Genomic DNA, 13,428 nt, shown 5'->3' on the forward strand with positions numbered 1-13,428 from the left:
GTGTTAAAAGATTGCTGGATATCTGCGCGGCCCCCTGTGCCTGTGTTGGGTAGTGTTCCTGCAAGCCCGTGTTGAAACGACTGTAATGGAATTGATATGTTCAAGTCTGGACCCAGTAATCTACGGTCGGCTGCCAAGGAAGAAAGTTTTCGCGTTTCACACTTGCAGGAATCTATTTGGCTTAAAGAGCAGCGCGCTCCCGACGAGGCTGTCTACAATTCACCTATTGCCGTTCACATCAATGGCGTTCTCGAGGAAGATAGGCTTTTAGCGGCTGTTAACAGCGTTATTGAGACTAATGACTCATTGCGGGCGTGTTTTGTTGAGCGCGACGGTATGCTTTGGCAGTTTGCTGGTGCTTATGTACCTGTCCCTCTGTTGGTCGAAGATCTGTCAATGTTTCCTGCTCCGGAGCGTTGGCGCAGGCTTTACGCAGCGATCAAAAAGCATGTAAGCAAACCATTCGATTTGAGGCGGGGGCCTTTGCTCCGCTGTGCGTATTTCGCACTCAGTGCAAACGAAAGTGTGCTCGTGTTGACGGTGCATCATATCGTCTCGGATGGTTGGTCCCAGGGGGTGTTGGTCTCTGAGCTCGTTTCCCGCTATTTAGGAAGTGCAGCACAGGCATCAAGCAAATTGCAATTCTTTGAGTACGCGCATGCCCGGCGTATTGAATTGGAGGCTAACCCCAGCGTGTTTGAGGCTTCTCGCACGTATTGGCATCGCTTCATCGAGGGGCAGCATTGTGCTGCGTTACCTTGTGATCGTTCACGGGCCATGGTTGAGTCCGGAGGGGGGCGCAAGCAGTTTTTCGCGCTCGCGCAGCACAGTAGCCTTGAATTAAGGGCGCTGTGTTCCTCTGCGGGAGTGTCGCCATTTACCGTGTTTCTCGCGGTACTTGGTTTATTGCTGAAGCAAGGAGAGGCGGGCTCGGGCAGTTGGTGCCTTCCGGTAACTGTCGGTTATCGCGATGATGCACGCTGGTTCGATGTCATCGGTTGTTTCGTTGATCATGTATTGGTAAAGCCGCATGCCGACCCAGGCTTACCGTTCTTATCTTACCTGCAGCAGGTATCGTCCGCCTGGCAAGATGCTTTTGCGCATCGTGATTATCCCTTTGACCAGTTGCGCATGGAGGCTGCCAAAAAAGGTCAACTGCTGGATGCCTCTGTAGTTTTCGTCTACCAGAACGGTGCGGCAGTCTCCAGGATTGACAGCGTCGAGTTTACCCCGCTGACATTACCTGAAGCGCCGGCCAAGTTTGATTTAACCGTTATGGTTGCCGAGCAGTCGAATGCATTTTCTCTCTCTCTAGAGTACGACTCGACGCTTTATGATGAAGCGACAGTGAAGAGTCTGGGCACGCGATTTATCCATTTGTGCGAGCAACTGATAAGCGCCCCTGGGCAACCTGTGGATAGCGTCATGTGCAACGCTGGCTTGCTTTCGCAAAGCAGTGTCATTGAGGGTGAGAGGAGGCAGTGGCCCCAGCAAACGGTTGCCCAGTTATTCGAGTCAACCGCCCGACGCTGTGTTGATGAGGACGCCATACGTTCAGGAAGCACGGTGGTTTCCTTCGGCCAGTTACAAGAGCGTGTCGAGGGGGTCGCTGCCAAGCTGCGATCACTGAAAGCGCATAGCTTGAGGGTTGGCGTGCATCTGGATCGCTCTATAGATCTGGTAGTATCGCTACTTGCGATCTTGAGTGAGGGGCACTGCTATGTGCCGTTGCCGCCGTCGTCTCCCGATGCCCGTTTAGAATTACAAATCGCGGACTGTGCTCCTGCATTGATCATTACGGATGCACAGGGCCTTGAACGGCTGCGCACATTGAGTTCTGATTGTGCAGCTTTCGACATACACCTGGCCGAACCAGGCGAGCCTCGTGCGGTGCCAACGGCTCAACGGCAGGCGCGCGCGGCGCCTGCCTACCTTATTTACACCTCTGGCAGCACTGGTCAGCCCAAAGGTGCCTATGGGTTGGTGGAATCCGTACTCAATCGACTTCATTGGCAATGGAGCAACTACCCGTATGAGCCGGGTGATAGGGTCGTACTGCGTAGCCCGCCAATGTTTGTCGATTCGATCATTGAAATGCTTGCGCCGATCCTCGGTGGTGCCTGTGCAGTAGTGGCGCCTGACGATGCCGTTCGTGATCCTCGGCAGTTCTGGGCGTTGCTTGTTCGCGAGCGCATCACGCACTTGACAGTGGTGCCGACGTATCTTGAGTCGCTTCTCGATACCCATGAGCCTAGGCTGCAACCTGTCTTGAAAAGGGTTCACTGCAGCGGCGAGTCGCTGTCTCGCTCCGTCTCGCAGGCGTTTCGAGATGTATTTCCAAGTGTGCCGCTGCTCAATATCTACGGTTCTACTGAAGTGACGGCAGATGCCACCTGTCACCTCGTCGACGAAGCGGAACCCCTAATCGGTCGGCCGATCGCCAATACAGCCCTTGCCATCATAGATGCCCGCGGTAATGTGGTCCCTCGCGGGGTTGCAGGCGAGATTGTCATCTGGGGGGTGCCAGTGGGTGGCGGTTACCATAACGCGCCTGAGCTGACCGCAGATCGATATTGGCCGGCGCTTCAGGATGGTCGCATGTTTCGCACCGGCGACTTGGGCCGCGTCGATGAGTCGGGGGTTTGTCACTACCTCGGGCGTTCCGATATGCAGGTGAAGGTGCGCGGAATGCGCACCAGCCTACTCGAGATAGAGGAGGCCATTGGCACCTGTCCGGGAGTGCGCGACATTGCAGTCATAGTGGATGAGCAAGATGGCAGGCGGTTGACGGCCTTTTACTCAGCGCACGCTAAGCTGTCCAAATCCCAGCTGCTCGAGCATGCACGTAGCTTGTTGCCGGCGCATGCTATCCCTGGCCGCTGGGTGTTAGTGAGTGCGATTGCGCGTACCGACTCGGGCAAATTACTGCGCGATGGCAAAGCACTTCATGCGCTGGCGCTACCGGTTGAAGATAAAACCCTTGGTCACGCCAGCCTTACAGTACTGGAACGCGAAGTCTTGGGTGTTTGGATCCAGGTCCTGGGCGATACCGCCGTATCGATTGACGATCATTTCGAGCAGGTCGGTGGTCATTCCCTCATGGCGATCCGCTTGGTGGATACGTTGAACTTGCATTTCGGCTGCTCAGTGCGCCTCGCTGATTTTTTTGCAGCACCTACCGTTCGTGGCACTGTCTTGCAGATCAGCAAGCAGGTTGAGAGCGGGCGGATTGTCACCCGGACTCCTTTGAGCGCCGATGTGCAATCGCGCCATGAGCCTTTCCCGCTGCTGCTCATGCAACAGGCTTATCGGATCGGGCATGACGTGAACGATAAGGCGCAGATGTCTACGATCTGTGCGTTCTCCATGGACTATGACACCTTGTCGTTGCCTGCATTCACGCAGGCACTCAATCGTGCTATTCGTCGCCATGATATGTTGCGTGCTGTTCTCGTTGGCGAGGATGGCCAGCGTATCCTGGCTGAAGTTCCCCACTACTCAATCGAGACGTGGGACCTGTCTCGGCTGGCCGGGCAAGCGCTGGCAACTGAGCTAGAGCACCGGCGGGACTCGTTCTCCAGGTTGCGCTTTGAACCAGGGCGATGGCCCTCGTTCCGTGTTGCGGCAGGCTGGCTCGGCGGTAATCGTTACCGGCTTTTTTTCGCGTTCGATATGCTCTTCATTGACCTCTTCAGTGCGCGCCTGCTGATGCGTGAACTGGAGTTGATCTACCGTCAAGAAGACGTCGTGCTGCCGCAGGTTGCGATCTCATTTCGTGACTACGTGCTCGCGACCCAGTCCGCCCGTCAAGGGGCCGAGTTTGATCGGGCCAAAGCTTACTGGCTTGCGCGCATAGATCAGTTGGGCAAGACACCGCAGTTGCCAATCGCGCGGAACCGACCGGCTGATGAAGGACTGTTGCGCTTCAAGCGTCGCGGGATGCGCATGTCGCGAGACCAATGGCAGGCCCTGCAGGTCAAAGCGGCAGCGGCCGGCGTTTCGGTCACCAGCGTGTTGCTGGGTGCCTACGCATCCACCCTTGAAACCTGGAGCGGCAATGAGGCTTTCTCGCTCATCCTGACGCTGTTCGATCGCCAACTTCTGCATGCGGACATCGACAAGCTGGTGGGCGACTTCACCTCTTCGTTGGTCTTCAACTGCGAGCCCACAGGTGATGAAGTCGCTGCCGATACTTTTATTCGAATGCAATTGCAATTGCGCGAAGTTCTAGAGAACCGGACGTTTTGTGGTGTGCAAGTTCAACGTGAACTGACTCGGCGCAACGGCGGCGAACGAATTGCGATGCCCGTCGTATTCACCAGTGCGCTGGGTCTGCCAGAGGCGGATGCTCATCAGTCGAGTCTGCTGTCCGGGCGACTGATAGACAGTGTCACGCAAACGTCAAATGTGTGGATAGACTGCCAGATCGAGGAGGCGGATGGCGGGTTGGTCGTTAACTGGGATGCCATCGACGACATGTTCCAGCCCGCAGTGGTCGAGGCGATGTTTGCCCACTACCAGTGCCTGCTGACGGCGCTGGCGACCCGAGATGATTCTTGGACGGTCAGTCTTCGTACCACGTCGATGCCAGCCTGTGACTGCAGGCTTGAAGACAACCCGATTGCGAACGGTACATTGCCTGAGCAAGTACTCAAGACCGCACGCACCCATCCGGATCAGGTCGCGCTCATCGCGGCTGGTCGCGAGCTCACCTACGCGCAGTTGCTTGACCTCGCCCTACGGCTGCTGGGGGGGCTTGAGGCTCGTGGCATACATCCTGGTGAACGTGTAGGCCTGCTGTTGGATAAGGGCTGGGAAGCCGTCGTCGCTATGCTCGCCGTCTCCCTGGGCGGCTGCGCATATGTGCCGATTGATCCGACCTGGCCCCCGGCGCGACGTGATGCGGTCATGTCTGCGGCGAAGCTTGCGGTGCTGCTGGTCCACAGCCATTCGGACGTTGACGATGCGACCTGCTGCCCGGCGCTGGTGCTCGACGACTCGGCATTCGCACATGCGCCATGCGTGCAGCCGGTCGGTGCCCGGCCGGATGACGTCGCCTATATAATGTTTACGTCGGGAACCACCGGAACGCCCAAGGGCGTGGTGATCGAACACGGTGCGGTAGTCAACACGATTGACTCGATCAACCAGCTGTTCGATTTGACTGCGCGCGATCGTATCCTCTGTGTATCTTCCCTATGCTTCGACCTCTCCGTGTTCGATATCTGGGGGCCGCTCTTTACCGGAGGCGCCTGTGTGATGCTGACATCGGAGGAGACTGCGCGCCCTTGGCGCTGGCCCGAAATCATTCGAAAGCATCACGTGTCAGTGTGGAACTCTGTGCCGGCGCTCATGGAATTGATGGTCGACGCCAGTGCGGGCCGTGCAGAGGCCTTGGCCAGTCTGCGTCTGGCCATGCTCAGCGGTGACTGGTTACCGTTGACGGTGTACGAACGCCTGAAGCAGGTTGCGCCTGGCGCGAAGTTGATTTCACTGGGTGGAGCTACCGAAGCATCGATCTGGTCCATCTATTTCCCCGTCGAATCGATCGATCCGAATTGGATCAGTATTCCTTATGGCCGAGCGTTGCCGGGCCAGCGAATGTATGTACTTGACGATCTGCTCCAGCCTTGCCCTGTCTGGGCGACAGGTGAAATCTATATTGGTGGGGCAGGGTTGGCTCGCGGCTACTGGGAGTCACCCCAGAAGACAGCTGCGCAGTTCATTGATCATCCTCGAACGGGGGAGCGTCTATACCGCACGGGCGACATGGGCTGTTATCTACCTGACGGCGATATCCGTTTTATAGGCCGACGCGATGGGCAAATTAAACTCAATGGCTTGCGGATCGAACTTGGCGAAGTTGAAAGCGTGCTGCAGGCGCATCCGTTAGTAAAAAATGCCGTATCGACCGTGACGGGTGGCCGCCAATTGAATGCTCATGTGGTGCTTGCGCCTGGCAGCGACGAAATGAGCGGAGCGCAAATCCGTCGGTTGTTACTGGACCATGTCAAAGCCCATTTACCCGGCTATATGGTACCGACTGCGCTGCAAATCCTGGCTGCCTTGCCGATGGGCGCCAATGGAAAAGTCGACCGCGCTGCGCTGCGTGATGAGGTGGTCTGCGAGGCTGGTACCTTGCGGGACCGCGGGTCGAGTGATGTGATTGTCGAACCGGTAGTCGCTGAGCTTTGGCAGGTCATGCTGGGGGTGATGCATCCGCAGAAACAAGACAACTTCTTCACGAATGGCGGGGACTCCCTCGTCGCCACCCGCTTCGTCGCCAAGCTCAATTCGATCTTCAGCCTGGACCTGACAGCACGGGCGATCTACGATTATCCGAATTTGCAAGCACTTGCCGAGTATGTGGAAAGCTGCCGGGACGCCAGAGGCGGGACAGTCGCTCCGCTGCCTATGGCCGTTGCCGCTGATTCGGCGCAACAGTTCCTGCCGTTTCCGTTGACGGACATCCAGCGTTCATATCATGTCGGGCGACGCGACGACATGACCTTGGGCGCCGTTGCCGCCCACTCCTATATCGAGATCGATTATCGTGGGTTGGATCTCGATCGCTTCGAAGGGGCGGTGAACTCTATCGTCGAGCGGCATGGCATGCTGCGTTGCGTGTTCAGGGACGGGGGCGAACAACGAGTGCTTGAGCGGGTACCGCGCTACGTCATTGCGGTGGATGACGTTCGCAGCCAGCCCGCCGAGCAGCAAACGCAGCAATTGGCCGCCACTCGCCGCCGACTCTCGCTGGCCGCCTATGACCCCACCCAATGGCCATTGTTTTCTATTGCAGCCAGTCGGCATGCAGACAACGTGGTACGCGTGCATATCAGCCTTGACATCATCATTGCGGATGCATGGAGCACCAACCTCATTGCCCGGGACCTGCTTGCCTTCTATCGGGAGGATGCAGGTTCGTTGCCAGCTCTGAATTTCGCGTTCCGTGACTACGTCAACTACATGGCCACCTTCCGTCATTCACCGCACTACTCGCGTATGCGTAATTACTGGCAGGAGCGGCTTGAAACATTGCCGTCACCGCCTGCGCTGCCAATCAACCACGCCGCAGACGAATCGACAGCGGCGAGGTTTACCCGTTATACCCAAGTGATTGATCAGGAGCGGTGGACGCGTTTGAAAATGCGCTCGCTCGAATGCGGCGCCACGCCTTCATCGATGCTGCTGACAGTCTTTGGTCGGGTCCTGCGTCTGGCCAGTGCCAATGCATCCTTTGTCATCAACGTCACCCACTTCAACCGGCCGCCGATTCATCCTGACATCAACGATATCGTTGGCGACTTTGCATCGACCTTTCTGCTCGAATACCGATGCAACGACAGCGAGCCGTTGAACAAGGCGATTGGGGCATTGTGCCGGCAGATCTTGTCGGACCTGGACAATAGCCAGTACAGCGGCGTGCAAGTCCTGCAGGATTTGTCCAGGCATCGCGGCAGAGTCGCGCTCGCTCCCGTTGTGTTCACCAGTGCACTGGTGCTTCCCGTCAACAGCGGCGCCTCTTTGGCGCTCGATGATGTCCAGGGCGAGGTAGTGCATGCCCTCACACAGACGCCTCAGGTCTGGCTTGACCACCAGGTCTACCAGGAGCATGGAAACCTGCTCCTCGCCTGGGATATCCGCGACGATGTGTTTGATGCGCAACTGATACAAGCGCTTTTCGCACTCTACGTGGCTGCACTTGAGCGGTTGGGCGATGATCCGAATGCTTGGGGCGCGCCACAGTTGGAGGCGCCGGCGCAACTGTTGAGCGCTTGCAGTGATCATTTGGCGCGGGTACGGGCGGTACAGGACCCTGTTGATGCCGTTGTGGCGCATCTCGATGCGCACCCTCATGTCATCGAGGCGTGGAAGCAGACCGCCGACCGCGGCATTGCGCCTGCGGCGGCTGTGCGTCTGGCAGTGCCTGTGCTGGAGCGATGGGCTAGAAGTTCAGCAGATGCACTCGCAAGTTCGCTTTCCTGGTTTGATCGCCTTGAGCATATGCGCCAGCGGATGGTGGGTGCCAAGGATGTGAACGGTGACTGGTTGGTCCCTGATCCGGACGCGTCTTCACGATCGGCAATACTCGCCCGTCGTAGCTATCGAGCTTTTTGGGGCGCGGCATTAGAGCCGGTTTTCCTTGAGCATTGGTTCGAAGCGGCGCACATGCCGTGCGGCACGCCCCTGCATACGCGGCCAATCGATCTGGCTGATGTACTGGCATGGATCGGCAGTCTGGCGGCGCTGGACGTACCTTCGATGCCATTGCCCAAGTTTCCCTATCCCTCAGCCGGCAGTTGCTACGCCGTGCATGCCTACCTGGGTGTGCCTGACGGTTACGGACTGTCGGCAGGTTGGTACAGGCTCGACCCGGTGGCGCGTAGCTTGAAAGACTGCGGAAAGGATGTGATTGGCCGTTCAATACCCAATGACGGCGTCTATCTAGTGTTGGCAGCAGACATCGAGCGTATCGCGACGCACTACGCAGACAAGGCGATGGCGTTCGCCGAGCTCGAGGCGGGCACGATGAGCGCCGTTATCGATCAAGCCGCTCGTGAGCGTGGTTTGTGCATGCGCGAAGGCGCGCTTGATGTATTACCTGCTGTCCCGGGCATGACCCCATTGGCAGCGTTCGAACTGTGCGCTGGCCGTGATTCGCAGCCGCGCCCACAGCTGCCATCTCTTGCGGTTCGCGCTTGTGTGTACCGTCGTCAGGGAGCGGACTTGCAAGTCTTTGCCTATGAGGCCGGCAGCCGGTTTACCGAGCAGCAGTTGTGTGGTCCGCACCCTTTACTTGACGGGTTTGTGCACAGCGGCACAGAGCTGCTGATCGAATTGTATGTGGATTGCCCTTCGGACGACGCAGCAGTAAAACGCGCTGCTCGACTGGCGATCGGTGCGTTCAGCCAGCGTCTTATGACCCATGCGCCGCAGCGTAACCTGGGCATGTGCATGCTGGGCTTCAACCCGAACGGCCTGGCCGCTCTGCAGGGTTCCAGGGTTCGCTGCGCGGTGCTTGCCGGGCCGCTCGACGTGCGTCAGCAGAGCATCATGCAGGGCGATCTGCGTGGCGAGCGCGAGCTTGCGTCGATGTTGCTGAGTGAGTACGCGGCTGCCCGGGTCGGCTGCGCGCCTGTGTCTGTCGTCATCGACACGGCGGAGCCGCGCGCAGTCGAAGCCTTGAATGATGGTTTGAGCGTGCCGGAACCGGACGAGCCGGCGGATCTGGTCGAAGCCGCCGTTCGCGCGATCTGGTGTGATGTATTACGCGTTTCACAGGTCTCGGGCGAATCGAATTTCTTCCGCATTGGCGGCACGTCGATCGATGCCCTTGGCATTCTGGGGCGCCTGTATGACCTCTACTTCATCGAGCTACGATTGCACGATGTACTTGCCGAGCCAACCGTGAACGGGATGACTCGGCTGGTGCGCAGCAATAGCCGTTGGGTGGGAACGATTAAGGAAGTTCACGCAATGCTTATGGCTTCGACAGATTCCACTGTGCCGTTTGTATGAGGGGCAGGAGGGCAGGAGCGTCATCGACGCGTGCCTGCCATAGCAGTTAAACAACACCATGAATATCTACAGGAAGGAGATTTCGATGTTCGACAATGATGAGCAGGTTAACTTTTGTGTCGTACTGAACGACGAGGAGCAGTATTCAATCTGGCCACAGGAGCGCGATTTGCCGAACGGCTGGCGTGCAGAGGGAAAGACGGGCACGCGACAGGAGTGTCTCGATTACATCGGTGAGGTCTGGACCGACATGCGTCCGCAAAGCCTGCGTCGCTGGATGCAAGAGAATGCGAGCTGAGCATGGCCTTTGCGATACCAGGCACGTCGGATGACATCGCTGGTCGGGTCGATCTGGAAACCTGCCATCCGTTTTTTGGTTCAGTGCTCGATGCTGACCAGTTTGTGCAGGCGGCTGTGCTGCCGAACCTACCCGCAGAGCGTGAGCGGTTGCGCGTCATCGACTTCGGCGGTGGACAAGGGTTGCTGCTCGATCGGTGTATAAATGCGTTGGCAAGGCGTGGCATTGAATGCGATGCCTTGGTTGTCGATGCGAACCCTGGCTTTGTGGCCCGTGCGCTTGCTCGCGGGGTCGATGCGGTAGTGGGTGAAATTGCCGGCTACTCAGGTAAGCCTGCAGATATTGTCCTGATGCGGCTGGTGTTGCATTACAACAGTGCGCCCGTGCAGCAAGCGATGCTGGCTAATGCCCGCCGACATTTGGCTGCGGACGGCGTGTTCGCGTTGCAATATGAGACGGGCGACACAATGGCGTGCTCGCTTCGCAACCGGATTGCCGGACTGTGTGCCGATGCGACGGGCAGCGAGGCGCGCTTCTGGGTAGAACCTGACAGGTTGGTGAGCTGGTTGCATGAAGCCGGTTTCACCGGCGTGTCTGTGGTTAATGAGCCTGGCTATGAAAGCGACGTTGTCGCGTTGCTGCGCAATGCCTGGCAAAGACAAAGCGATACGCTCAGCGCAGCCGGCCTGTCTGAGGCTTCATTCTACCGGGCCTGTACGGATATCGTCTTCGACAGCCGTGAAGGGCCTGATTCAGGCGGGGTCCATAGCAAGGACGGACGTCTTGCGCTGGGTACGCGTTATCCGCTCTTGTGTGCCACGGCAGATTCGCCTCACACGTTGCCGCTGTCTGGAGGGTCACTGAATGTCGGCTGCTGACTGTATACGGTCTCTTGCGCGTGGTGGTGATGAGCGGGTGCGCCTGGTGTGCTTTCCTCACGCTGGGGCGGGCGCATCGATCTACCACGCCTGGAGCAATCACTTGCCCTCATGGGTGGGTATCTACGGGGTCCAATTGCCCGGGCGCGAGCAGCGCATAAACCAGGCGCCTGTCACCGCCTGGCAACCCTTGGTCGACGAGATCATAGCGGTGCTGGCCGGTTGGGATGATACGCCGTTCATTTTTTATGGGCATAGCTTGGGTGGGTTATTGGCCTACGAAGTTGCCAGCGGACTGCAGCGAGCGGGTTTGCCTGGGCCAAGAATCCTGTTCGCCGGCGGCGCCTACGCGCCATCGGCTGTATGCAAGGAGAAGACGCGCTTTAATGACGAGGCCGGCCTGATGGACGCGGTCCGCCGTTTGGGTGGAGTGAATGATGCTGTCATGCAGGACCAGGACTTCATTCAACACTTCATGCCGGTGATCGCCGCGGACTTCACGTTGTTCAATCGTTATACCCCTGCCGTGGTGCAAGTGCCGTTGGATTGTCCCGTCGTTGCACTGTTCGGCAGCTTCGATGAAGACCATGACCGGGAAGGAGCGATGCGTTGGCGAGAGCACACGCGTGGGCGTTTGTATGTGCATGAAGTGGCCGGAGGTCACTTCTTTCACCGTGAAAGTGCGGCCCAGACACTGGACGTCGTAAAAAGGTTCGCCACCGCTGGAGGCTGGTGAACACAGCAAACGGAAGTGGCCCGCAGGGTGCGCATCGAGAGGCAGCATTGGAGCAAGGGATGAATATAGACGGTACACAAGAACGCTTGCGTGCTCGCGCTAACGAACTGATCGGGCAGATGGCTGCCTGTGCCGATTGGACAGCGGCACGACGACTGGCCCAGGTAATGGCGGAGTTAGGCTACTTTCCCAGCGCGTTGCAACGCCCCAACCGTTATATCAAGAGCATTGCCGGCCCAGCACTCTATCGTGCCGAAGATTTCGAGCTGGCTCGCCACCTTGAAACCCATGGTCAGGTCATCGTCGACGAAGTGCTTGCGGCTGTGAAGATCGGCTACCAGGATTTTTCAGACGTTGAAGAACCACTGGTGGAAACCGGCGGACAGTGGCAGGAGTTGGTCTTCTTTGAGGCGGGTGTACGCTCGGAGCGTGCCGCACGTCATCTGCCCGCGACCTTTGCTGTCCTCAATGCACTGGCCCCAGAAATACTGGGCGCTGGCGTGGTCATGTTGTCCCGGATAGTCCCGGGCACTCACATTGTTGCGCACTGTGGTGAAACCAACGGTCGATTGCGCCTGCACATGGGCATCAAGACGCCATCCGATGCGGTCATGCGGGTGGGCTCGGAATCAGTGCGCTGGCAGGCAGGTAAATGCATTGTGTTCGACGATTCGTTCGAGCACGAAGTGTGGAACCTCAGTGATGAGGACAGGATTGTGCTGATTGTCGACTTTCTTCATCCGCAGGCCCCACCTTCATCGGTCACGGGCGCCGGCGCCGGGATTCAGGGGAGGGTGGCTGAATTGCTCCGCGAGGCTCACCTGTCGGGAATTCATCTTGAAGAACAAAGTGGTGAGCCGCGGCTGCTTCCAGACGCGTTCCTGGGCGCCAAGCTGCGTCGCTATATGAATGAGCTAGGGGCGCAGAAGGTCGAGCTAGACGCTTCGGAGCGCCTTCTTATCACCAAGGATGCGCGAGGTCGGCAAGATGTCGGTTGCTGATTCAAATGCCAGGTTGAGCGCTTGCCAATCCATGCTGCCGTTGGGTGTCTTGCTTGAGAGACTTGACGATACAGCCTCGACGCTGCTGGTGCGGGCCACTTTGCCGAACATGCTTCTACGCGATGTATTAGGTAACGGGAGTGCCGAGCTGAGTGAGTGGGCCAGGTATGAAGGGGCGGTGCTCTTTCGTGGCTTTGCGGTTGAGGGGGCCGAACAGTTCGCCGATGCGATGACCGCTTTCACCGGTGTGTCCCTGGAATATGAAGAGCGCAGCACGCCACGCACACAAGTGGGGGAACACGTGTATACCGCGACGGAGTATCCCGCCCGTGAACCGATTTTCCTGCACAACGAAAACGCCTACGCCTCTTGCTGGCCTCAATTCCTTGCATTTCACTGCGAGCGCCCCGCACCTCAAGGGGGAGCAATGATTCTCGCCGACACCCGCCGCGTGTACGCGGGCATACCGCAGGAACTGAGCGCAGACTGCGACCGCCGAGGCTTGCTGTACAAGCGTCGTTTCATCGACGGCATCGGTTATTCCTGGCAGCAGGCGTTTGGCGTTCGCGACGAAGAACAGTTGGCCAGCGTGCTCCAGGAGCGCGGTTATCAGTGGTACCACGAGGGCGACCAGCTTGTCGTGCAGCGTACATCGAGCTGGTCCACAACTCATCCGCAGACCAACCAGTCAGTGTGGTTCAACCATGGTGTGTTTTTCAACGCGATGTCGCTGCCGCAGGCGACGCGCAGCGCTTTCGCCCATCTGTTCGGCCAGGATATCTATCCGTTTCAGACCCTCTATGGCGATGGTTGCGCGATAGAACCCGCCACTTATTCACTGCTCAAAGGCGCTTATGAACAGGCGCTTTATCGAGTTCTGCTGCAGCCAGGCGATGTATTGCTCATCGACAACCTGGTGACTGCGCATGGCCGTGATGCCTACACGGGACTGCGCAAACACTATGTAAAAATGCTTGCTTAAACCCGGTCTCG

Annotated in this window: 6 protein-coding genes; all 6 read left to right on the forward strand. The window is 58.1% G+C overall.

Going from position 1 to position 13,428, the window contains the following annotated elements:
* Positions 1 to 96: 96 nt before the first annotated feature.
* Positions 97 to 9,522 (forward strand): non-ribosomal peptide synthetase, encoded by a 9,426-nt coding sequence (locus tag BMX59_RS25830; RefSeq protein WP_093127313.1) that lies wholly within the window; start codon positions 97 to 99, stop codon positions 9,520 to 9,522.
* An 85-nt stretch (positions 9,523 to 9,607) separates the two neighbouring features.
* Positions 9,608 to 9,820, forward strand: a complete 213-nt coding sequence (locus BMX59_RS25835) for an MbtH family protein (RefSeq protein ID WP_054097936.1) — start codon at positions 9,608 to 9,610, stop codon at positions 9,818 to 9,820.
* Positions 9,821 to 9,822: 2 nt separating this feature from the next.
* On the forward strand, positions 9,823 to 10,698 hold the full coding sequence (locus BMX59_RS25840) for a class I SAM-dependent methyltransferase (RefSeq protein WP_093127318.1): 876 nt from the start codon (positions 9,823 to 9,825) through the stop codon (positions 10,696 to 10,698).
* A complete protein-coding gene (locus BMX59_RS25845; RefSeq protein ID WP_093127323.1) occupies positions 10,685 to 11,434 on the forward strand; it encodes a thioesterase II family protein in 750 nt (249 codons plus the stop codon). The genes BMX59_RS25840 and BMX59_RS25845 overlap by 14 nt, the downstream gene beginning before the upstream one ends.
* A gap of 59 nt (positions 11,435 to 11,493) precedes the next feature.
* Positions 11,494 to 12,435, forward strand: a complete 942-nt coding sequence (locus BMX59_RS25850) for an aspartyl/asparaginyl beta-hydroxylase domain-containing protein (RefSeq protein WP_054097933.1) — start codon at positions 11,494 to 11,496, stop codon at positions 12,433 to 12,435.
* Entirely contained in the window at positions 12,422 to 13,417 is a 996-nt protein-coding gene (locus tag BMX59_RS25855; RefSeq protein WP_175486711.1) for a TauD/TfdA family dioxygenase, read from the forward strand. The genes BMX59_RS25850 and BMX59_RS25855 overlap by 14 nt, the downstream gene beginning before the upstream one ends.
* The last annotated feature ends 11 nt before the right edge of the window (positions 13,418 to 13,428 follow it).

This window comes from Pseudomonas sp. NFR09 (assembly GCF_900111535.1).
GTDB lineage: Bacteria > Pseudomonadota > Gammaproteobacteria > Pseudomonadales > Pseudomonadaceae > Aquipseudomonas > Aquipseudomonas extremorientalis.

Excerpts from the sequence above, each read along its gene's own strand:
- BMX59_RS25830 (WP_093127313.1), top strand. The coding sequence starts at position 97 with ATGTTCAAGTCTGGACCCAGTAATCTACGGTCGGCTGCCAAGGAAGAA.
- BMX59_RS25840 (WP_093127318.1), top strand. The coding sequence starts at position 9,823 with ATGGCCTTTGCGATACCAGGCACGTCGGATGACATCGCTGGTCGGGTC.
- BMX59_RS25850 (WP_054097933.1), top strand. The coding sequence starts at position 11,494 with ATGAATATAGACGGTACACAAGAACGCTTGCGTGCTCGCGCTAACGAA.
- BMX59_RS25835 (WP_054097936.1), top strand. The coding sequence starts at position 9,608 with ATGTTCGACAATGATGAGCAGGTTAACTTTTGTGTCGTACTGAACGAC.
- BMX59_RS25855 (WP_175486711.1), top strand. The coding sequence starts at position 12,422 with ATGTCGGTTGCTGATTCAAATGCCAGGTTGAGCGCTTGCCAATCCATG.
- BMX59_RS25845 (WP_093127323.1), top strand. The coding sequence starts at position 10,685 with ATGTCGGCTGCTGACTGTATACGGTCTCTTGCGCGTGGTGGTGATGAG.